Below are 23282 nucleotides of genomic sequence, written 5' to 3'. Positions count from 1 at the left end.
GATGTGTAGTTTTTCACAGTATAAAATAATTTGAAAGTGGTGAGCATATTAGATCATAATTTAATGCGGATTGGTATCAGTCCAACCAGTGCTAGCCCGAATAGGCCAAGGATAGGAAAAGCCTAATCCGCATGGGTGTTTCAATTGACAGGCGCAGTGGTACGGATTTCATTAGGGGCGCAGCTTGGCTGTTAAGCCCGTATATATGGCAGTACAACCGCTTCTAGCGGTAAATGAGCACATCAAAAGCAACGATAAGAGTGAGAATGTTGTATAGAAAACTAAGGCCAAAAAGCCTTCGGTGAGCAAAGTATTATCTTGACTCACCGGGAGCGTCCATATATGGCCATGTATTTATGATAGGATTATGTCAAAAGGTGATCGGCGTTCAAGCTATAAACCTTGGAGATAATTAAAAATGTTTTATGTCCGGAATTTTATTGTTGGTGGTTATGCATATTATAGAAAAAAAGGATTTGGCCATTCTGGCTCTGTTTCTATGGTATTACTTTCATCATTAGGTTTTGTTTTTCTAATCTTGCATGGATTTTTAAACACTAATGGTTTTAGTTTTTTTTCAAGCTTTAAATGGTATGGGTATTTTTCTATTTTTATAATATGTGTTTTATGGCTATATATTAACTCTCTGCTTTGTAGAAGCTTAAAAGTGTATGAACTTGATTTTAAAACCAGTATAGACTCAAAAAAAATTAGGCTGTACAACTATGTGACATACTTTTTGATTACGATATTCATTTTTGTTCGAGTTTTTATTTAATAATTCGAGATACTTCAGAAAATGGGTGGCATAGTTTCATTTAGTTTCATTTCAGCATAGTTTTATTTCTTTCAGAAAGGCTTTCGAGAACAATGGTAATTAAGTTTAAAAGTAAAAAATAAAGAATGTTAAGCAGGAAATTATAGCCTTAGATTGAAACTTGATTAGCAATAGACATTGTCACCTAAGAGTAGTGCTTTTTAGAATCCAGCCTATTTTTCACATTGCTGTTAATCACAGAGCTAAAAACTGCAGGCTATGTTGTTACTCTCAATGTTAGCCCGCAATTTTTAAACCATATATATACCCAAGACACATCAAAATACACAATCCTGCATTTCGGGATCGTTTGGTTATTATTAACAGTAAACCATACCGCCATCTATCAGTGGTGCTTGACCTGTCATGTAATCAGAGTCTGGACCGGCTAAATATGACACAAAGTTGGCGACATCCACAGGTGTTTGCGCACGACCAAGTGCAATGCCTTTGACGTATTTATTATACGTTTCACCTATTGGAGCCCCAGTAATTTCAGAAAAACGTTTATCAATCTCGACCCACATATCGGTTCCAACCACACCAGGGCAATAAGCATTTACTGTAATACCTGCGCTAGCATATTCCTGTGCTGCAGCCTGAGTTAACGCACGCACTGCAAATTTAGTCGCCGAATATGCGCCCAGTAAAGCAAACCCATTATGGCCAGCAATGGAAGAGGCACTTATAATTTTGCCTTTTTGCTTGCGTTCGATGAATTTCTTTGCAGCGGCTTGAATGCCCCAAAGAGTTCCGTCTACGTTGATCTTTTGGATTTTATCCATTTCTTCTTGAGTAATATCTGCTATGGCTTGAACTTGCGCAATACCTGCGTTATTCACCATAATATCGAATCCACCTAAGGTTTTCTCTGCATGGTCTATAGCGGCATAAACTTGTTTCCGGTCGCTTATATCAGCTTTAAAAGTCGTTGATTTTCGACCTAAGGCTTTGACCTCAAGAGATACCGCGAGCATTTTTTCTTCGTTTAGATCAACGATGGCAACATCTGCTCCATCTTTTGCTAAACGAAGTGCAATGGCACGTCCTATGCCCTGACCTGCACCAGTGACGAGCGCGACTTTTCCTTGTAATGACATATCTGACTCCTTTTTGATAATAGGATAAGGAAGACCTTTTTATAGCCTTCCAGATAACGATTGAATGATCAGTTTACAAGGACGTAGAACAATAAAATTAGATATAGATCAATTTGAGACAGCTTAATGGTTAAGAATTAAACATGTTTAATCTCTAAGAATGACCTTTCAATATTAGTGATAAATTTTTAGATATTATGTTAATTATTAGTTGTTTTATTCTATGTAAATATCTAGAGAAAATAGACGTAGACAGCCATAATCGGTTGTTTAGCTATTTAGTGATGTTCAGTTTGGAATTGTTTCATGCAGGGAAGGTCTGCTAACTTATTTCTGCCTAAAGTTGATTATGGATATGGCCTACGGCCACGACCTTATTGGCCGTAGGCCATACACCAAAGACTAACCAACTTGGGGCATAAATAGAAACGGGTTAGCTTGCCCAGACAATGATTTAATCAACAAGGCCAATCAAAGCCGTTAATGACACTTGATTAAGCCGGTTAATTCACTCAAGCAGTTGAATTTAATTATGTAAAGATATTTAATTTACCAGAATTGAATCCTATGCCTAGTTTCTATCATATTTTAATTAAATAAAATTACCTTATTGGACTATGGTTAATTGGTGGTAATACGAATGAAAAACATTTCATTTATTCATATCTAGTAGAAATGCTACTAGAAATAGTTAAGGATGATTCAATATGAACCCTTTTAACGTTCTACCAAAATTTATAGGCGTACTGCTATTTTCATTCACAGCGCTATGTGCTGCCGAAGAAGAGCCAGAAATGTATGTTTATTCAACCTATTTTAAATGCATACCTGAGCAAGAATCCGCTGTAGACGAGCTAGTTCAAAGAGCCTATGCCCCCATATATAATGATGGTGTTAACAATGGCACCATAGCGAGTTGGGGTTGGCTGAAGCATCATACCGGAGGCGAATGGCGTCGAATTTTATACCATTCAGCACCGAGTATAGATTCATTATTTGCTGCACAAGAGACGATGAACAAAAAATTTGAAGCTGTTTTGGGAAAAAATACTGATGCCCTTGGACGTGGTTGTCAATCTCATGAAGATTATATTTGGCAGTATGTGACCGGGAGTCGACCTACTTTGGGGGGCGAAACGCGTGGAAAAGTAAGCTTATCTGTTTACATGGAATGTAGTTTTTCGGGAGAAGAAAAAGCAGATGCTATTGTCAAAGAACATTTTGCTCCAGTATTCAATGCTCAAGTCGGTAAAGGAAAACTCACATCCTGGGGTTGGTTATCTCATGTCGTTGGCGGCAAATACCGTCGATTGCAAACGGCCACCGCAGATAACTATTCTGATTTATTAAAAGCAAAAAAAAATATCCTTGATACCCTTTATGATAAAGACAATAAACACAGTGCCGAATTTAGTGACATTTGCACTAGTCATCAAGATTATCTGTGGGATATAAAAACAGAATTATAATGAGATATCATTATTTATGAAGCCGAGAGTTATGAGGAAAATACCTATGAAACAGATAGTTATTAAGCCACCCATAATTATATAATCATTAACATCATGGCTTTCGTCATTCATTGCGATAGCCTTTTATGGCTATTCAAACGTACAAATTAAACGCTTTTTTGCTTCATTAATCTTGGGTGGCAATCTTGTGTTTTGTTAGTCATTATCTGGACCCATTGCTTCTTTTATTTCATCACTGCCGAACCCTTTACGGGATAAATAGGCATACGCTTTGGACTTTTCTTTATAGTTTGATAAGTCATAGCGCTTTTTCGCCAGCTCATTTTTACAGCTTTGATAAAAATCGACATCCTCTGTTAACGTTAATTGGTACACCGTATCTTCAAAGTCGCTCACATCAATCAGTCGCTGTTTTAGTTCTTGCAAGATGAGGGTTTTGCCTTTGCCTTTGTTAAATAGTTTGATTATTTCAGTGGTTAAGTCAACTTTGTCTGCTTTTATGGCTAATTTACTGCGCAGTGTTTCACGTTCTGGATGTTGTGCTAATGCGTGATCTATTTCGGCCCGAGAAAACCCTTTTGTGGTCATTTGGGTGTAGACTTTTTCTCTGCTGGTGCCATAAAAGTTAACAAATCGCCTTAGTAGCCTAGATGTGGCCATCGCAAAGGCATCGACTTTTTGCTCGTACATCACTTGCTCTATCGCGGTATCAATCACGGTAACGGGTACGCCGCGCAGTTGTAACTTACGTCTTATCGCGCTGGTACCGAGTTCATTTCTAAAGGCTAACTCGCAATAGCGTACCGCAAAGTCATTGTCATTTTTTAAATAACCGTTTTCTATGAGTTTGGCCAGTACGGTTTCAATCCATTGTTGATTTTCTGTTTTACGCTCAAGCTTAGTGCGAATTTCATTAATGGTAAAATCTTGTTGGCCAAGGTGCCAATAGGCGCTATTAAAAACGTTATCGATGGTTTTGGCTTGACGTAGAGGAGGGCGCTGCATAAAAATTGATCTTAAATTAAAAAATAACCAACAACAGTGTAGCAGCTCCCGGTGTTATTGAGTACGCGCTAGACGTATCCTTGTGCTTGAATACTATTTGAAAAAAGCCATATATGGCCTGATTAATGCCATTGAATTGATGGCCTATAGTGGATTTTTAAATATCAAAATGGTTTAAGTATTACTCGGGGGGAAAGCCCAAAGGCTAATAAGCTTTGGAGCATAAATTTGTTAGCGCCAAAGTTAAAAATTCAATAGTTCGCATTATTATAAGTATGGCTTCTTTGTTAAACACTAGGGGGCTCTTATAGTCGATTTGTTATTCGGTGGCCAAATTTACTATGCCACTTTACGTGAGCTTGATGCTCAACAACCCCTCAATATTTATAGTGAATGTATTTGTTTTCATTTATATGCCATTGAGTCAGTACTTCTTGAGCACAGCTACTGCTACTTAAATTATCACCCAAGATTAGTCAGTTTTTTTTAAAATGTATTATTAATGATGAATGCTTGGATTGTATTTTGTTAATTAGCTCGCATTTTTTCTAATGCGTTAACGTCTAGATCACACTCCCGCAACACCCATGTTGAACTTAGCTGTTTTTTATCACTTAATGCTATTAGATTTTTCTTATGTACTATTGAGCTTATCTAAGGTTTTATTATGATAAATACTATTAAAGCTAAATTAATCATATTAGTAGGTACTTTACTAATCCTTGTATCTAGCTTTTTTATCGTCAACATGTTCATGGTTGAACAGGCTGTTCTTAAAAAAGAAAAGCTTAATATCAATGATAAAGTCGAAAGTTTAGTAAAGGATAACCTTATCGGTCAGGTGGATACTCTTAGCCGTTCAGTCAATGATTTCTATCAACAGTCCAAAGTCGAAAATATTAGGCTGGGCCTGAGCGATGAGATTGTCATATTGCGTAATACCATTAATAACCTGTATGAAAATAATCTCACCGATGACCCCGATATGATGATCTATACCTTCATCAATGAATACCAATGGGGAAAGGGCCGTTATCTGTTTGCCTATGATGCAGATACCTTAACGAATGAAGCCGCTGGCAATGGCAGCGTTTCAATGGGAAATAGTCGTGATGCTATCGATGAAAAAGGCAACTATTACGCGAGGAATATTGTTGCCGCCGCCAAGGAAAACAAGATAGGTTTCACCAACTACTTCTTTTCAAACCCATCAACAGGACAGATCGAAGAAAAAATATCAGCTTCTTTCTATTTTGAACCGCTTAATTTAGTGATTGCTACAGGTGAGTACATCAGCACGCTAAAACAGGGGAATGTCACTGCTGCTCTACAAACTATAATGGCAGCAAAATATGGTAAAAATGGTAAATTTTGGGTGCAGGATCTAAACGGTAATATTCTGGCTCACTCGCAAACAGATCTTATTGGTACTCAGACAAACAACACCGCTAAAGTTAACCAAGTCTTAGAGGGAAAATCTGATGCCTTTGTTCTGCTCTCTGAGTTTTCTTCTTTAACGAATGTGAATAAAACCAAAATTTCATACGTCAGAAAGATCCTACCTCAATGGGGCTGGATTATAGGAACGGGAACCTACGAGTCTGATGTGACCTCGATTCAACAGGGCCTTACGGATGGTACTCGTGAGATATTCGACAACAAAATTTTCCAGAGTATTGCAGTGGCAAGCATCATTATCATCGTTGCACTCATTTTCTGTGTCTGGCTTATAAGCAAACTAATCACCGACATGGTGGTGTTAAAAACACGTATAGACACCTTATCCACTGGCGAAGCCGATCTCACCTCCCGATTGGAAATCATTAATCATGATGAGCTTGGAGATATAAGCCATTCAGTTAATAATTTTATTGGTTACCTTCAAACCATGATGCTTGATATATCCCGTTCATCCAAAGACATTACTGAAGGCATCACACAACTTAACCGTCAATCAGAAAGTAACAGCATTGCTCTGAACAACCACAGTTCAGAAACGAGTCTCGCAGCTACCGCAATCACTCAGATGAACAGCTCAGCAGAAGCGGTGGCTAACAGTGCAGCGCAAACTGCATCGAGCACCCAGCAAGCCAACGAAGAAGCTAAAGCCTCTAAAATCAACGTTGTTGATGCATCAAATAGCGTAATAGCCCTTGTAGAAGATATGAATGCGGCGACCAACAAGATTAATACCATGAGCGAGAATACCGACCAAATCGTATCGATTTTAAGCGTAATTAAGGGGATAGCTGATCAAACCAATCTGTTGGCACTCAACGCTGCAATTGAAGCCGCACGTGCAGGAGAACAAGGACGAGGCTTTGCCGTTGTCGCTGATGAAGTGCGCTCACTCGCCTCTCGTACCCAATCGAGTACAGCTCAAATTGACCAGATCTTAATAAGGTTACAAGATGACGCTTCGTCGGCAGTAAAGGTGATGATTGAGACTAAGCAGAGCTGTCAGAAGGTGGCAGATAACACCTTTAGAGTGACCTCTAACCTTGATTCAATGACAAGCTCTATCTTAAACATTAACGATTTAGGCGGTCAAATAGCCACTGCATCTGAGGAGCAAAGTGCAGTAACCAGTGAAATTAGTCGAAATATACACACCATCGAAACTATGGCGCTTGAGTTGTTACAAAATGGTAAGCAAACCGCAGTGAGTACTCAACACCTTTCGACTGCAAATGATCATCTCAATTTGTTAGTCAATAAGTTCAAATTAGCCTAAGAGCTGGTTTGGTGGGTATCGATAGCCCAATGTCTGTCAGTATTTCGATATTTTTTGTCTTGCTTAACATGGCGTTAGATCCGTGAATAATCGCTTCCGTATTTAGTTGCTTAAAACGCTTCAATACTTTCAACGCCACAGCGCTAAAGGGGTTATTCCACTCGCTTGGTTTGACTTGGGCTGGATCTACCGCAGTTGCTTTAATAACTCGATCTATCCCAACGTTAGCCCCCCTATTAGTTATCTGAAAATCACCTTGTTTTCTGGTAACATTCCCCATAGAGTGTCGGCCCAGAATCATAGCGATTCAGCACCATCAGTATTAAAAAATAACAATATAGGTAGCAGGTTTGGTAGATAAAATTGTATCAATAGTCGATTTCTTTCTCGAACACAAATTATTATTAACTGTTTTGATAGTAATGCTTATTTCAGTGATTAAGCGCTTTATCATTTCAAGTATTCGTGGTGATGTGGCTTTTCTTTCTGATGTGCAACGTAAATGGATGTCACGTACTAAAAATGGCACATTCATTTTAATACTGGTTATTTTGTTCATGCTTTGGCAATCCGAAGTCAGCAAGTTTGCTCTGTCAGTTACCGCTATTGCCATTGCTTTAGTGATAGCTTCAAAAGAGATTATTCTTTGCTTTACTGGCTCGATACAACGAGCTAGTTCTCGTTCGTTTGTGATAGGTGATTGGATTGAAGTTGGCAAAATATATGGTGAAGTGATTGAACACAACTTAATGGCCACAGTGATCCAAGAGATCGATCTGGATCAGGGTCAATACCATTACACAGGTAAAACCGCGACGTTGCCAAACAGTATGTTTTTTACCTATGCGGTCAAAAACCTCAACTTTATGAAACGCTACGTTTACCATAACATTACGATTACCGTGGTCGAGTTCGTTAATCTCTATAAGCTTTTTCCTGGGCTAACCCGTCAAATAGAAGATCACTGCGAAGACTTTATTGAAGTGGCCAAGCGCTACAACGGCGTTATAGAAAAACATGCAGGTGTCGATTTACCTGGCAGCGAACCGCATATCCATATCACTAGTGGCATAAATGGTGAGCAGAATGTTCATATAATGATTTTTTGCCCCACTGAACGCGCTATACAGTTAGAGCAGCTTATAAGAGAAGATTTTATGGTTGCTTACCACCAACAATTTGGCTAGTACTATTTAAAAAGGGTTGCCAGTAGACCGCAGCGTGTCCAATTGACCTAAGACCGAAAAATGGCCTGATTTTTTACGCCGTTCACTGCTCATTAATCAAATAGGACGTGCTAGGTTTACTGTTTATGAGTTTGTGTTCTTGGCCGACTACATTAGCCTCAGACATCACAAAGAGGCCAACGACTATTCAGCCTCAAGGTCTCTGGGTGACATGGAACAAGGTATATCCTTGATTGTCGATATAACGAGTGAGCTGTAACCAATGATGACTGGCCAAAATGGAACGGGAACCTGACGTGAACAAGACAGAACTGAAGACATGATGTAATACCATCTCACAAAAGTCCCCCATTTCTGCCGCTTAGGTTAAGCGGATTAAATCCTCAACATTTGAGCGGGGCATCTATTCGAATTCATTCGCTAATTGATATTTTGTAAACTCAGTAAAGCGGGTATTTCTGCTAAAAACACATTCACGGACTCTCTTTCACTCCGGCTGTCATAAATTGCGTAAATATCGGCTTGAATAGACTCTTTTAACGGAATAAAACACACATTGTGCCATTGATGTTGACGATAACTTTGAGGCACAATCGATACCATAGTGCTCGTCGCCACAACAGCCATTAACGTCGTAGGCTCAATAACTTCCTGAGTCACCTTAGGGTAAAAGCCGCTGGCTAAAAGTCGCTCAATAATCATATCGGTGGATGCAGAGTTAGTACGCTTCATAAACACAAACTCTTGATTAATAAGCTCATCCATACTGAGACTTTGTTTCATTTTCAATGCATGCTCATCCGACACCAAAACACACATGGGTTCTGCGTATAAAAGCCTTTCACTCAGTGGATAAATGTTACGGGTATCAGCGAATCGGGCTAATCCTATATCGATACGATGCTCGCTTAACGCTTGTTTCTGCATCTCTGGCGATAGCTCAATAAAATTAAAGGTATATTGCGGATAACGCTTTTTGAACTCTCTTAGAACTGTGCCGAAACCGGTCCAAAAGACCGAGCTCATTAACCCTATGTTGATTGTGTTATCTAACTCCCGCCCCGCCTTAGCCACCTTGTTTACCGAATCACGAAACATATCGAATAATAGTGCACACTCCTGTTTTAATATCAAACCCACTTCAGTGAGCTGAACATGGCGGGTCGTTCGCTCAAATAAGGTCACATCAAGCACCGACTCTAACGCTTTAATTTGAGCACTTAAGGGCGATGTTGAAATATTAAGTTGTTCTGCAGCTTGCCCAAAATGCATACATTGAGACACTGCATAAAAATAACGAAGCATTTTCAATGTTATACGACCATTTAGTACATTTTCATTAATATCCATTATCCGGTCCTCAATATTTGGCAATCATATTGTACTTAAAATCAGGATAATAGTGTTGAATTTAGTGATTAATTGAGAATAAAGCTTGGGGTAAATTAACCTTAAGATAATTAATCAGTAAGGAATAAACCATGAAGATCGATCCTGTAGACAATGCGCTAGCTACCATTTCAGATCGTAAACCACATTTTAGTCCCAAGGCTGCATTCATCTTAGGTTCCGGCTTGGGAAGCCTTGCCGACGAACTGGAAGACAAAGTTTGTATTGCCTATGAAGATCTTGATGGCTTCCCTGTCAGCACTGTCGAAGGTCACTCTGGCGAGTTAGTGCTGGGGCGAATGAATGGTATTGACGTTGTTTGCATGAAAGGCCGCGGCCATTACTACGAACACCAAAGCATGAAAGTCATGACCAATCCGGTGCGTACTTTTAAACGTTTAGGCTGCGAACTGCTCATTGTGACCAATGCTGCAGGGTCTTTACGCCCCGAGACTATTGACGTCGGATCCCTGGTTATCTTCAACGATCACATCAATACCATGCCAGGCACACCTATGACTGGTCGTAATGATGACACCTATGGCCCACGCTTTTTTAGCTTAGCGAATGCTTATGATAAATCCTTACGTATGCAAGCATTGGCGGTGGCAAAAAAAGAGGGTATTAATGCCACAGAAGGAGTTTTTGTCTCTTACAGTGGACCGAATTTCGAAACGGCTGCCGAAATCCGCATGATGCAGATAATAGGCGGAGACGTAGTCGGAATGTCTGTAGTACCTGAGGTTATATCAGCTGCTCACTGTAATCTCCCGGTACTGGCTATCTGTGCTATCACTAATATGGCAGAAGGCCTAGGAGATGTAGCCCTATCCCATGAACAAACACTGAAGTGTGCAAAGTTAGCGCAGAATGACTTTATCAATCTCATCAAAGCATTTATGGCAGAACATTTTTGATGTTATACCAAGAGGTCTAAAAAACATCTACTTAGTGCATTTTGACAAACTAATTCAACACGAATGAATAAAAGAATGGCGCTCCCTTCTGAAGTCATTCAACGCAGAAGTAGGCAGCCAAACATACTCCTCAAAGATGAGTGTTAGCAATGTTAACCCGCTTAAGCGAGGAGTAACGCTGTTTTCACTCGTTGCGAACAACATGGATAATGAAATTCCCCCATCCTCTTTTAATCGGCCTAACTATCGGCCTAACAATGGGCCACAGCGTGACTGTGACTGCCATATTAAATAATGCCATAAAGACGTTAAGTCCTGTACGACAGTTAATGTGATTACCGATCTTAATTGCAATGCCAACAAATCTTACTCACTTATGATTAGCGCAGTTGTTAACCTCGACCACAATAGCCGCTGATTGATGGGTGGGTGATAATTAGTTGTGCTGCCAGTGCTTTTCTATAAACTTTTGAACTAAACCACATAATCCCTCTCTACTGAAAAAAGTTACTGAAAAAAGTTACTGAAAAAAGTTACTGAAAAATGATCCGATACTAATACTTAAGTTGTACGAAAATAGATCACAACAACATAGGATATAGAATATATTATCTTAAGATCAGAGTAATGGGGGTCAGTATGTGGTTGTTGCTGAACTCATGCTGCGGAATAACTATTTATTTATAAACAAGGGTATAGGGCCCTATGCCTTAACATGAAGGGGCCAATGCCTTAACATGAAATAGACTAATATCTATCAAATAGGAATGGGCTCTGATAGACATTAATGGGGTGATATCATTTTATAATACCTAGCCAGATGAGCCTTTCAGCTCATTTTTGGACATCAGGTGTTAATGCTTAGTTTAAAAGCGATCGAGTCTTTATTATCTCTTCTTGTGGACAACACAAAAATTGCCACGTCTTGTGCGACATTTTGAGCATCTTTCACAATCAACAGGTGCTCTGTTGCCTTCTTTCCAGCGCTTAATTAAATGAGGTTCAGCAAGCAAAGGTCTTGAGATCGCAAAACATTGAATATTGGTTGTATTGGCAATCTCTTCTATCGCACTAATATCACTTAATCCACCAACGGTAATAATGGGTACATTAACTTCTGCGCTAATAACTTGCCCATATTGATGAAAATAGCCTTGTTGTTGAATGTTATATCCATCAAAAGATTCGCCAATCATGGTGCTTGCTTTGCCATGTATATTCCCTGAGATGATAATGGCATCAACCCCTATGGCGGCTAATTTTTTACAAATAATGCGTGTTTCATCAAAGGTTAACCCACCATCAAAAAACTCCGATGCGGTCAATTTAACTAATATTGGATACTCATTACCCACAAGCTTTCTAATCTCAGCATAGATCTCTACTAAGAATCTGATCCGATTGTCTAGGCTGCCACCATATTCATCTTGTCTTTGATTGTAATATGGGCTCAAGAACTGATTGATTAAATAGCTATGTGCAGCGTGTATTTCTACACCATCAAACCCTGATTGTTGGGCTCTTCTGCTTGCTTGAGCAAATGCCTTAATGATGTAATCTATTTCATCCTTAGTCATCGCTTTGCCTAATGTTTGTGTGCTTTTTTCACACACTTCACTCGGCGCATAGATCACCCTTTCACCTACATTGTGAGTGGTTTTTGTGCCACCGTAAGCAAGCTGCATCACTATTTTAGCATCATTGCGGTGGACTAATTCGGTGAGCTTTTTGTATTCATCGATAAAGGAATCATTGTACATTCCCATCATGCCGGCATTTGGCTTCTCTTCTTCTACAATATTGGCATAACCCGTTACAATTAGGCCGACTTCGCCTTTAGCAAGTTCTTCGTAGATAGCGTATAGCTTATCCGTCATATGGCCATCTTCTGTTGCCAGATTTTCCCACGTCGCGCTTCTAATAAAGCGGTTTTTCAATCTCATTTTGCCAATACGAGTTTCTGTAAACAAAGTACTCAAGTCCAATCCTCTTAAAAATCGTTTTTAGTATTATTCATCAGCTTTATAAAGAACAAGATAAGAACAGCCATGCTTATTACATGGCTGTTCTTATCTTGTGTGTGTTTGGTATGTGCGATGAGCGATGGTAAATACTACCGATAATGTATATGAAAATCTTTAATCTGGATTAAGTTATTGTCATATACATCATGTAAAAAACGCTTCCAAAAGTCTGATTTATGTCATCCGAAAGAGTTCAGGAAGACTTATATCGCCACAGCGTCTTAGGCTCAAGGTGACCACAAGGAATTTCAGGTCGTGTTGGTATCGGAGAAACGTGATTGTCGTGCGAAGCAGCATCTAGAGTGGTTAGGGCTGGAGCTTAGAGACCCCAGCAACCCGATTAGCTTTTCTCTACAACAACGGCAGTTCCATAAACTAAAAGTTCTGACATGCCAACTGCAATAGCGCTTGTCGTAAATCTTACGTTGACAACAGCATTAGCACCTTTGCTTTTTGCTTGTGTCATCATTCGTCTCAATGCTTCCTCTCTGGCCTCGATCAGCATTTCAGTATAACCCGCCACTTCACCACCAATGATGGTTTTGAGTCTCGCCATAATATCTCTACCGATATGTTTTGACTGAACCATGCTTCCGGTGACAAGGTCGATTGATTCAACAATTTTATAGCCAGAAATTTCGGGGGTGTTTGAGATGATCATCATATTTCCTTATACCTGATAAATAAAGCTAACATCGGGTTCTTCAATTAGGTGCCGTTGTTGGCCCGTTAATGCCTAGCGCAAAAAGGGTGAGATCTGTATCCAATCTGTAGCAAGCACTTGTCAGGTTTGGGATGCGTTTCTTTGTTTTACTAACCAGTATGATATGCCCAATGCAATTGTTACCAAAGCAAGACCTATGATGTGTTCTGAAGAAACAAGTTTAAGATCTAACACGATAACTTTCCGCGCTACAGCCATGAGAGCGGTGGCAATGACTAATTCTACTGGGATAATATTTGACCCAAGGTATAAACGAATATTAATAAAGATTTCAACGGCTATGAGCACAAGCATAAAAGCGCCAAAAGTCTCAAGAATATCCTCAGCATCGAGGAGAAAATACGGGGGTACTATCACTTTGCTATAGATAACATAGACAACGTCTGCAACGCTCCAAAAAATGACTAATACCATCAACACGGCAAGTATTCTTATCGCAAATCGGATCGTGCGATGCAGTACTTTTAATAATTGATCAGAATGATCTTGTGGTAACTCTTCATGTTTCATAAATTTTCCCAAGATAGATATTATCAGTAAACGATAAGAGAGCTAAAAACCCTAACGTTTAGCACCGCGACAAATGATAGCGTCAGTTGCTGCTTTTGGTTAGGTGATTATTTTGTGAATTCCGTACCCAGTCATTTCCCTGTAGATAAGAAGGTTGAACAAGAGCAACCTGCGACATTATTGACTACTATTACTCAGCACATTATTGGTAGAACGGGTAAAATTTGTATATGCACTGGTGTTTGGTACTGAAGGATTTTTAGCAACCCACAACACTTGTCCATGACGATTAATGCATATTAACTGTTGAGCTGGCATATTGTTCGGGAACACCATGTAATCAAAAATGTCGACAATATTATTTTCAGCTTCCGATACCAATAAAACTGCGTAAGGCAATTCAAACACTTCAATAATAACCGTTTTTGTGTTGTTAACGATTTCAATTACTTATAGCATCTAAGGCTTATTGCACGGCTTGCCTGATAATATCCGACATGTAAGTTATTGATTTATATCATCCTATCTTAGCTTCAATTACCAGCAATCAGTTCACCTTGATGTCGTAGTCGTTTAGACATACATTTTTTGTGTACGTCCAACTAAGCTTTTGAACAACATAAGACAGCCATTAAACGTTAATAGATTGTAAATATCAAGAGTGATATCCGTAAGGTATTAATATCTAAAGTCATATCACATGTATAAAAAAGGCTTAGGTCAAATTACTTGTCCTAAGCCTTTGGTTATCGGTTATTGATGTTGGCGGTAGCGATAAAAGCTTACATGGCGATGGTGACTTTATTGAGCCACGCTAGCGCGTCGCCTTGCATCAGTGGTGCTAAGGTATTACGTACTTTTTGCTGATATTGATTAAACCAATTTACTTCAAATTCAGTTAATAACGACTTATCGACTAAACGTGCATCCATTGGAATATGGGTTAATACGTCAAACTCGTACATTTCACGCTCTGCACCGGCTAGGGCTTGGCAATGCTGCACGGTGACGAGGTTTTCGATGCGAATACCAAAACCATCGGCGCGGTAATAACCTGGTTCATTCGACAATACCATTCCCGGCAGTAAAGCCACGGCGTTGACGTTTTTACCAATGCGCTGTGGGCCTTCATGAACACTTAAAAAGTGACCGACACCATGGCCTGTACCATGGTCATAATCAAAACCGTGTTGCCATAAATGCTGGCGTGCAAAGGCATCGAGCTGCTGACCCGACGTGCCTTTAGGGAAGCGGGCCGTATCTAAGGCAATATGGCCTTTTAATACTAATGTGACCATTTTTCTCTGCTCATCTGTCACCTTGCCAATGGCGATGGTGCGGGTGACATCGGTAGTACCGTCAAGGTACTGGGCGCCAGAATCGACCAAGTAAATGCTGTCCATGGTCATGGTGCTTGGGGTGCCATTATTGTGGTTGTAATGGCACATGGCGGCATTGGCGCCAGTGGCTGAAATAGTGTCAAAGCTTGGCTCACGGTACAGCGGGTCTTGCAATCTAAAGCTTTCTAACTTGTCAGCCAGTTGTGCTTCATCATGCATAATGTGTTGTGCAACTTGATTGTCTAACCAAGCTAAAAAGCAGCTTACGGCTGCGCCATCACGAATATGACTCGCCCGCATACCGGCTAATTCGGCAGCATTTTTTTGTGCTTTAGGTAATGCAACAGGATCAAGTCCTGCAATCAGCTTAGCACCGCCTTTTTGTGCCAGTAACTGCGAGTATGCGTTGGCAGAATGTGGGTCGGCTAATAGCTTCACCCCATTCATTTGGGCTAATACCCTTGCCAGTTCCGCTTCATCTTTAAAACTAACACCTGCACCTACGTGATCTTCAATGTTTTGCGGTACTTTGGCTAAATCGGTAAAAAAGGTCATGTCGCCATTGGCTGATAATAACCCGCAGCCAAGGATCACTGGGAAGCGGGGCACGTCGTTACCACGGATATTGAGTAACCAACAACATGAATCTAATGCCGCGATAAGGGCGACATCTGCGCCTTGTTTTTTCACCAGCGGGCCAATTTGTTGGCGCTTCTCGATGCTATTGCGTCCAGCGCCTTGATGACTAAATAAAGTCATGATGGATGCTGATAACGCCGGGCGATCTAACCAACTCACATCAATCGGATTGTCATCAACTTCAACTAAATTAATGTGGGCTTTATCAAATTGCGCTTTGGTTTGTTGATACCAAGCCAGCGTATGTAAGCGACTGTCGATGCCGACGCTAGCGCCAGCAGGTAAGGTGTCGATTAACCAGTCAATTTGGGGATCGTCATGCAGGCTTAAATACTCAAATAGGTTGCCATCCACTTGTTGGCGTACTTGCACAGTGTAACGTCCGTCGGTAAATATTGCCGCGCGGTCTTTTAGCACTATGGCCATGCCTGCTGAACCGGTAAAGCCAGTGGCCCACTGTAAGCGCTCATTACGTGCAGGCACGTATTCTCCTAAATACTCGTCGGCGCGGGGAATAATAAAGGCATCGATTTGATTAACTTCAAGCTGCTGACGAATGGCGCTAAGGCGCTTAGCAATGATATTGGTCATGGTTTCTCCGTTGGAGGCGGCTGATGAACTCAGCTCTGTAGAATGAATAACGATTATCGCAAGTGTGGCAGTAAACTGGCAAGTGAAGTCGCCGACATTATGTTTAGCTAGCAGACTAAAATTGTAACCTTATATTGTATAAGATGGTAACAAAACGATGCAGACGGTATCGTTGGCTATGTTGATTATCTGGCATATTTAAATAAGGTAAGACGATACGTTATAAGCAATCTACTGTTAATCCGATAACAAAAACGATAACTAAAACGATAACAATAACCAAAGGAAATCCTATGACAATGGGTGTCGGCGGCGCAAGCCCACAACAAGCATTAGCCACATTAGCCAATATGACCGATGGCGTAGCGGCGATAAGTGGTGATGAGTTTACCCAACGTATTCAACATGCACAGCGATTAATGACACAGCATGGCTTAGATGCTATTTACCTCAATGCGGGTACTAATTTGTACTATTTTACCGGTACATCTTGGTTTGCGAGTGAGCGTATGGTGGGGGCGATTATTCCAGCTGTTGGTGAGGTGCAGTATATTGCCCCCGCTTTTGAACTCGATACCTTACAGGGGTACATGGTCATTAAAGGTCGAGTAAATACTTGGCATGAAGATGAAAGCCCATTCCAGCTATTTGCCGATGTGTTAGTTCACATGGGCATTAACCAAGCAAAAATAGGTATTGATGAGTCAACCGCCTTTTTTATTAGCGATGGCATGGCTCAAGCTGCGCCTCAGCAACAATTTGTGAGTGCAACAAGTGTGACGGCGGGTTGTCGGATGATTAAGTCGGTTGCTGAAATTGCCTTAATGCAGCGGGCTAAGGACATGACCCTTGAAGTGCATAAAGCGACGGCCAGTATATTACGTGAGGGCATCACCACCGCTGAAGTTGAAGACTTTATTAATCAAGCTCATTATGCTGTGGGTGCCGCAAAAGGCTCGTATTTTTGCATCGTATTATTCGGTGAAGATACTGCTTATCCCCATGGGGTTAAATCGCCTAAGGCGCTAGCACTAAATGACACGGTATTAATTGATACGGGTTGCCAGTTACAGGGTTATAACTCTGATATTACTCGCACTTATGTGTTTGGTGAAGCCAATGATCGCCAACGTCAATTATGGCAACTTGAGCAAGATGCGCAAATTGCGGCATTTGATGCGGCGCAAATTGGCACATCTTGTAGCGATGTGGACACAGCCGCTCGTGCAGTGCTAGAAGCGGCTGGCTTTGGTCCAGATTATAAGCTGCCGGGTTTACCTCATCGTACCGGCCATGGCATAGGTTTAGACATTCATGAATGGCCATACTTGGTTCGCAATGATATTACGCCGTTAGCCGTTGGCATGTGTTTTAGCAACGAGCCAATGTTATGTGTGCCAGGCGAGTTTGGTATCCGTCATGAAGATCATTTCTACATGACAGCCCAAGGGCCAAAATGGTTTACAGCGCCTGCAAAATCGATTGACGATCCGTTTTACCTAGCATGATAGTCAAATGGTGATGGGGTAAAGACTCATTTGCCAATAACCAAGAGCCAATAGCAAAAAGCCTCCAAAAGGAGGCTTTTTCATTTTCAGACTAAACTGATATTCATTGCTGATTAGTTAATCTCAAATAACTCGACATCAAAAATGAGCACTGCGCCACCTTCAATTTTTCCAGTGGAGCGATTACCGTAAGCCAATTGGCTTGGAATATAAAAACGGAATTTGTCGCCAATACTCATTAATTGTACGCCTTCAGTCCAACCTTTAATCACTTGATTTAAACCAAAGCTGATGGTTTCGCCGCGATCGACAGAGCTGTCAAATACAGTGCCATCGATTAGCGTACCGTGATAATGCACGGTCACTTTACTTTTTGCGCTTGGATGGTCAGTGTTTTCGCTTTTAACGAGCACTTCATATTGTAAGCCAGATAAGGTTTGCGTGACGCCTTCGCGTTGGGCATTTTCAGATAAAAAAATCTTACCTTTCTCAATATTCTCTTTGGCGGCTTTTTGATTGTTCGATTGAGTGAAAAAATAAAAAATAACGCCCGCAATGACCACAATGGCCAAAATCATACGCATAATAGTTGTTCTCAAATGGTTAGTAACTGTGTGGCTAGTTTAGCGTAAAAAGTGATGGGCTAATACTTATCACCTCGTTTAAAGAGATAATTGAACCAATAGGTTAATTAACGATACCCATCAAATAGCGGCTGCCATTGCTGGTAACACAATAAACTAACCCCGACTGAGTTGAGTATTATGCAACACCACAATAGCCGTTTAAAAGATGATTTTTGGGTTTTATGGCGTAAGTGATACTGGCCAAGTAGTGCTGCCGGCCAGCCTCCAATCAAAGCAAAAAATTGTAAGGTGCTTTCTTTTATGCGCCACTGGCCCTGCTTAGCGGCCGATTTGTCACGGTAATACAAACCAAATGTGATCACATTAATTAATCCATAAATACCTGCCAACCAGGGTTGGACGGCGCCAAAAATGGCGCCGATTAACAGCAACATCAACCAAGCAAATTTATTCATTCTAATATCAGTCCAGGGGGATTAATTCAGTCTAGGTAGCTTATTTCAAATTCAACCAAAGGGGCATTATCTTGCTCCGATTCAAATATGGCTTCAATAGTGTAATTATCCCCATCGATATTGACCGAATCATAGTTGTCTTCTGCATCGGGATAATGCGCCATAAATTCACTTTTAGTTTGCGGTAAATTTAGCGCTACTGCTGCTTGGGCAAATGTGCCTTGGGTATATTTTTCTGTCGTTAGGGCTGATGTGAGTTTGACTCGAGTGATCACTTCATTGGCTTGTTTGACCAAGATAAAACTCGATAACATAAACCACTGTTTATCTTGGGTTAGGTTAAAGCTGTTTTGCTGATTGTTATTGATATAACGCGCTGCAGAGCGGTCTGCTAAGGTGGCATTTTTACCGCTTACCACATTGGAAAAACCTTGAGTATCGATAGGGCTGAACTGAAGTTGAGCAATCGGTTGAGTGAAATGATTACTATGGAGAGTAAATTGAGTCAATTCAGTGTTAACGGGTTTTGTTGCATTGGGTTTGTAGTCAGCAAAATCCATTATTAAGGTGTTGTTTTGATGCTTAACGGCGTATTGATGCGAATTGATTTTTACCGCTTTGTGATCGCTCTGGGTTAACACATCGGCTAATTCATCTCTTATATTAATCTTGCCGAACAAGGTCCAAGGATTATCGTCGAAATTATCATTGAAACTGATCCAATTTTTACCATATGCGCTCAGTAGCGCGGTCGTTGAACTGGCAAATTCCACTTTATCATTAATCAAAATAAACCACAGATTACGGCCATATAACCAAGCTGACTGATTTTTTTCAAGCGACAGCTGTACACTTGCCGGACCAAGAGTGCTAAACAGTACTTGGCTTGATGCGCTCATGGGAATACCGTAAATATGTGTGAATGACACATCGGCTTGGGGCTTTTTAACCGCTTTTGCCAGAGAGGCTAACGATTCTTCTGCTGTTTCGCTAACTTGCCAGTTGAAGGTCGTCACCGTCAGCTTTTTACCTAAGTGATTATAGGGCGTTGGTGTGGCAGATAATGATCGATCATCAGTACAAAACGTGACTAAGTCGGCTTGGTATTCAATTACCCTTTTGTAGTCACTGGTGTGACTGCTTTTAGTGATAGTGGTTTTATTCAACGCCATCAACATGATGGCGTCAGCATGTTGTTGTTTTGCTGCTCGCTGCAATTTGAACATACTGGTGTCGAACATACTCAGTTCTATTTGTTGATCGGTTTGGCTTTGAAAATCCTCAGTCAGATAAACGTCTCTTACTGCAAGCTGATTGATAATGGTTGGGCTGCAATTAGGCTTAAAATCTAAAATAGGCGGTAATGTCTCTGCGGCAATGGCACTCATACTGATGAGATTAATCAATATGGCACAGTATTTTAGTTGCATGTATTCTTCCTTGAGTGGTTATGATCCTAAGCTGAGATTGATTAACTTGTGCGGGAGACTAAGACGCGCCAAAGTTTTTCTAACGGACCTTGATTGAATTTGCGTAAATAGACATCGGCTAATAGCAACTGTAACACACTGTAAATAATGGCAATGGAGAGATAACCTATCCTGTCTAGTGAGTACAACCAGTCTGGTGCAATATAACGTAATAATAAAATACCAACAATAGACTGGAGAATGTACAAACTAAATGCCATTCGGCCGGCATTTTGCAGAAGTGTTAGTCTGTGGGGGGCATTTTGACAAAATTTAACAATAATATGGATATAAATTAATGCCGTCGCAATAGCGCTGAACCATAATAATAGGTCTGACATCGCTTCCCACCTCGGATTGCCGCTGAGACTGAATAGCGAATCTAATGATGACAATATGATGGCCCAAAATACGCATTGCCACAGGGTTTTTTTCTCTAATCCATTGGTAAAAATGTTGCGTTTATATAATGCCATCCCCAATAACATTAGACCTGCGATATACCACATTAGGGTTAACGGAATAACCGCTAACATGTAAGCCAACATGGTTAAATGCAGAGTGAGTTGTTGCTTGTAGCTGCCTGTCCAAGCTGACAGTTGCTCGATGAAAAATGCTGAGTCGCGTATATAAACGTGCTCGTCAGGCATAAGTGAAATGAGCGCAATGGGGATCAATGATAACAAGATAAACCCTCTGGCTTTGCGCAGTAGCTCATCAGCATTGAGATTGATGTAGCGAAAAGCCAATAACCCACTCACGCCATAAGACAATAATATATCTCCTGGGAAGATAACAATAGCGTGGATTACCCCAAAGACGATTAACCAATATAAGCGGGATTTTATCTGATTATTTTGGGATGGTGCCGCGACGGCAGATACCGGTCTCGCTTGCTGGCGTTGATATTGGATTAATAATCCCACCCCAAAAAGCATGGCGAATAGGCTAAAGAAGCGTCCTTCTAAAAAAAAGTTGCTGAAAATGAGTATGGCTATATCTGTTGTAGGTTGAATTTCATGAGGAGCATAGCCCAAAAAGCTATTGCCCATAAAATAGATATTAAGGAAGAAAATACCTAATACGCCAACACCTCTGATTGCATCAAGATTGGCTAAACGTATTGATTGAATGGGAGAACCATGCTTATTCATGTTAGTTGTACTTAATCTCTGAATTCCTCTTACTATTAGCTGTTTATAAGCCCTCTTTATTAAATAAAGATGCGCGACTAGAGATTAACAGCCAAACCTTGTAATGCCGCTAGAAAATATTGTTAAGTAGGGCAAAGCATCATAAAAAAACCAAACGACCCGCTTTAATGCCGATCCCTTGGTTTTTTTACAATAGAGATATTTATTGGGTGGTTTGCACTTCAAGGAACGGGATTGTACCTGTCGGCAACATGGTGGTCGGCAATTTTCCATCCCAGCGTTCAGCTTTAGTCAATTCAACTAAATTTTGATTTTGCGCTAGCGCTTCTGCACGAATTTTAATGGCTGATGCTTCTGCGTTACCTTTAATTCGGATACTTTCTGCTTCGGCAATGGCACGGGCCAGTTGCGAGTCTGCTTCAGCTTGCGCTTGAGTCACGGCAATTTGGGCACTCACGCGCTCTTTTTTAAGATTTTGTAATTGGGTTTGCACTTCTACTTCTGCGCGCATTCTGTCTTCTACCGATTTTTCGTAAGCATTGCTAAAGTCGATATTTTCAATTTGCACTGAGTTAATGGTCGCCGGGCCTTTAATCGATTGAGTAATGGCTTCGGTGACATCAATACCAAACTTGATCCGTTCTTGAACCGCAGAAATAGCGGTATATTTACCAAAAATATTCTCAATTTGAGTCGGCACTTGGCGGTCAAGTAAGCGCGATACCATTAAGTCTATGCTTTTAAATTTTGCATACACTTCTTCAACACGATCTGGCGGTATGCTGAATGTCACTGAGGCGCGTAAAGTTGCGGGTTGTTGATCGCGGCTATAAGCCTGTAAACCTTGGTAATTTGCTGTGTGAGTTTGAGTTGAAATTTTAACCACGGTATCCATAAGCGGAATTTTAAACCCAAGCCCTGGTTCTGCAGTATCGATAATTTTACCGTTACGTAGCACGACGCCACGTTCGCCCTGATCAACGGTATACCAGCTGCCATATAAGCTGATAAGCATTATTAGCAAAATAGCGATCGGAATAATTTTTCCTAGATGATTTTTGTTGGCTTGCGCCAGATCATTCTTTAACATTATGCTTCCCTAGCAAAAGTGAATAAGGTGATTAATTTACTTCGTTATTTTTTGAGGTTTCTCTGAAATCCATAGCTTAATATGCCCTTGGACTACCACAACACCATTAGTATCATAGGCCTTTACGTCAACTAACATATCACCCACTTGCCATTGTTCTGATTTTACCTGTGCAACACATAAAATGTCGCTACCCGCTTTTGCGGTGTAATCAACGCTCATGCCCTTTGGGATCCAACGTAAATGAGCCGGGATCGATGCTTCTGCCATCGTGCCCATGGCCATTTCTAAGCCATTACAAATGGCTATTACATGCACGGTACCAATATGATTTTGGACTTTTTTGCGTTTTTTTATTAAACATTCGCAGCGGTTAACGCGTAAATCGCTTATGTAAGGGTGTACTGTGCCAAAATAGGGCGCCATCCGAGACACCATTTTAGAGAAAATATGCTTACCCAATGGATAAGCAGTGACTTTGTGGTATAGCGACATGACTTTATTGGGTTTTGTGTGGGTCATAAATAAACTTTACTCGTTATTTTATCGGATGAGGTTAACATTGTTGTA

19 protein-coding genes are annotated in these 23282 nt (G+C 40.6%); 5 read left to right on the top strand and 14 right to left on the bottom strand.

Annotated elements, in window-relative coordinates:
- Positions 1-1137: 1137 nt before the first annotated feature.
- On the bottom strand, positions 1138-1917 hold the full coding sequence (locus AAEY93_RS15940) for an acetoin reductase (RefSeq protein WP_124012321.1): 780 nt from the start codon (positions 1915-1917) through the stop codon (positions 1138-1140).
- Between the two features lie 707 nt (positions 1918-2624).
- On the opposite strand from AAEY93_RS15940, the gene AAEY93_RS15935 reads away from it, so the two are divergent.
- Positions 2625-3386, top strand: a complete 762-nt coding sequence (locus tag AAEY93_RS15935) for a hypothetical protein (protein WP_124012319.1) — start codon at positions 2625-2627, stop codon at positions 3384-3386.
- A gap of 198 nt (positions 3387-3584) precedes the next feature.
- On the opposite strand, the gene AAEY93_RS15930 is transcribed toward AAEY93_RS15935, so the two are convergent.
- Positions 3585-4394, bottom strand: coding sequence for a RecX family transcriptional regulator (locus AAEY93_RS15930; protein ID WP_351078262.1), 810 nt, complete (start codon positions 4392-4394; stop codon positions 3585-3587).
- Between the two features lie 667 nt (positions 4395-5061).
- On the opposite strand from AAEY93_RS15930, the gene AAEY93_RS15925 reads away from it, so the two are divergent.
- Positions 5062-7128, top strand: coding sequence for a methyl-accepting chemotaxis protein (locus AAEY93_RS15925; RefSeq protein WP_351078259.1), 2067 nt, complete (start codon positions 5062-5064; stop codon positions 7126-7128).
- A gap of 350 nt (positions 7129-7478) precedes the next feature.
- Positions 7479-8315, top strand: a complete 837-nt coding sequence (locus AAEY93_RS15920; RefSeq protein WP_335688757.1) for a mechanosensitive ion channel family protein — start codon at positions 7479-7481, stop codon at positions 8313-8315.
- Between the two features lie 420 nt (positions 8316-8735).
- On the opposite strand, the gene AAEY93_RS15915 is transcribed toward AAEY93_RS15920, so the two are convergent.
- Positions 8736-9665: a LysR family transcriptional regulator gene (locus AAEY93_RS15915; protein WP_351078255.1), complete on the bottom strand. Its 930-nt coding sequence runs from the start codon at positions 9663-9665 to the stop codon at positions 8736-8738.
- Between the two features lie 131 nt (positions 9666-9796).
- Here AAEY93_RS15915 and xapA point away from each other — a divergent pair, with 131 nt between their 5' ends.
- The gene (gene xapA / locus AAEY93_RS15910; protein WP_101034425.1) at positions 9797-10621 is read left to right on the top strand and encodes a xanthosine phosphorylase; all 825 of its coding nucleotides are present in this window, start codon (positions 9797-9799) and stop codon (positions 10619-10621) included.
- 887 nt (positions 10622-11508) lie between these two features.
- Here the strand turns inward: xapA and AAEY93_RS15905 are convergent.
- The 5 genes from AAEY93_RS15905 to AAEY93_RS15885 all read right to left on the bottom strand — a co-directional run bounded on the left by AAEY93_RS15905 (position 11509) and on the right by AAEY93_RS15885 (position 16449).
- Positions 11509-12600, bottom strand: coding sequence for an NADH:flavin oxidoreductase (locus AAEY93_RS15905; RefSeq protein WP_101034427.1), 1092 nt, complete (start codon positions 12598-12600; stop codon positions 11509-11511).
- A 385-nt stretch (positions 12601-12985) separates the two neighbouring features.
- Positions 12986-13306 carry a YbjQ family protein gene (locus AAEY93_RS15900; protein ID WP_101034428.1) on the bottom strand — a complete coding sequence of 107 codons (321 nt, stop codon included), beginning with the start codon at positions 13304-13306 and terminating at the stop codon, positions 12986-12988.
- A gap of 123 nt (positions 13307-13429) precedes the next feature.
- The gene (locus AAEY93_RS15895; protein WP_101034429.1) at positions 13430-13879 is read right to left on the bottom strand and encodes a phosphate-starvation-inducible PsiE family protein; all 450 of its coding nucleotides are present in this window, start codon (positions 13877-13879) and stop codon (positions 13430-13432) included.
- A 177-nt stretch (positions 13880-14056) separates the two neighbouring features.
- Positions 14057-14278, bottom strand: coding sequence for a hypothetical protein (locus AAEY93_RS15890; protein WP_157822265.1), 222 nt, complete (start codon positions 14276-14278; stop codon positions 14057-14059).
- A 383-nt stretch (positions 14279-14661) separates the two neighbouring features.
- A complete protein-coding gene (locus AAEY93_RS15885; RefSeq protein WP_351078250.1) occupies positions 14662-16449 on the bottom strand; it encodes an aminopeptidase P family protein in 1788 nt (595 codons plus the stop codon).
- Between the two features lie 293 nt (positions 16450-16742).
- Here AAEY93_RS15885 and AAEY93_RS15880 point away from each other — a divergent pair, with 293 nt between their 5' ends.
- Entirely contained in the window at positions 16743-17957 is a 1215-nt protein-coding gene (locus AAEY93_RS15880; protein ID WP_101034432.1) for a M24 family metallopeptidase, read from the top strand.
- A 113-nt stretch (positions 17958-18070) separates the two neighbouring features.
- Here the strand turns inward: AAEY93_RS15880 and bamJ are convergent, their stop codons facing one another.
- From bamJ to AAEY93_RS15850, 6 genes are all read right to left on the bottom strand, one after another.
- Positions 18071-18541: a BamJ family beta-barrel-assembly machinery protein gene (gene bamJ / locus AAEY93_RS15875; protein WP_351078246.1), complete on the bottom strand. Its 471-nt coding sequence runs from the start codon at positions 18539-18541 to the stop codon at positions 18071-18073.
- A 107-nt stretch (positions 18542-18648) separates the two neighbouring features.
- Positions 18649-18999 carry a DUF1294 domain-containing protein gene (locus AAEY93_RS15870; protein ID WP_335688743.1) on the bottom strand — a complete coding sequence of 117 codons (351 nt, stop codon included), beginning with the start codon at positions 18997-18999 and terminating at the stop codon, positions 18649-18651.
- 26 nt (positions 19000-19025) lie between these two features.
- Positions 19026-20429: a hypothetical protein gene (locus AAEY93_RS15865; protein WP_351078243.1), complete on the bottom strand. Its 1404-nt coding sequence runs from the start codon at positions 20427-20429 to the stop codon at positions 19026-19028.
- Positions 20430-20470: 41 nt separating this feature from the next.
- Positions 20471-21622, bottom strand: coding sequence for a DUF418 domain-containing protein (locus AAEY93_RS15860; RefSeq protein ID WP_124012312.1), 1152 nt, complete (start codon positions 21620-21622; stop codon positions 20471-20473).
- A 202-nt stretch (positions 21623-21824) separates the two neighbouring features.
- A complete protein-coding gene (locus tag AAEY93_RS15855) occupies positions 21825-22712 on the bottom strand; it encodes a prohibitin family protein (protein ID WP_124012311.1) in 888 nt (295 codons plus the stop codon).
- A 36-nt stretch (positions 22713-22748) separates the two neighbouring features.
- Entirely contained in the window at positions 22749-23234 is a 486-nt protein-coding gene (locus AAEY93_RS15850; RefSeq protein ID WP_101034438.1) for a hotdog fold domain-containing protein, read from the bottom strand.
- Between the last annotated feature and the right edge of the window lie 48 nt (positions 23235-23282).

The sequence above is a fragment of the Shewanella sp. CAL98-MNA-CIBAN-0140 genome, from assembly GCF_040309905.1.
GTDB lineage: Bacteria > Pseudomonadota > Gammaproteobacteria > Enterobacterales > Shewanellaceae > Shewanella > Shewanella psychromarinicola.
The sequence above is the reverse complement of the archived record's forward strand: the minus strand, read 5'-3'. Positions and strand labels throughout refer to the sequence as shown.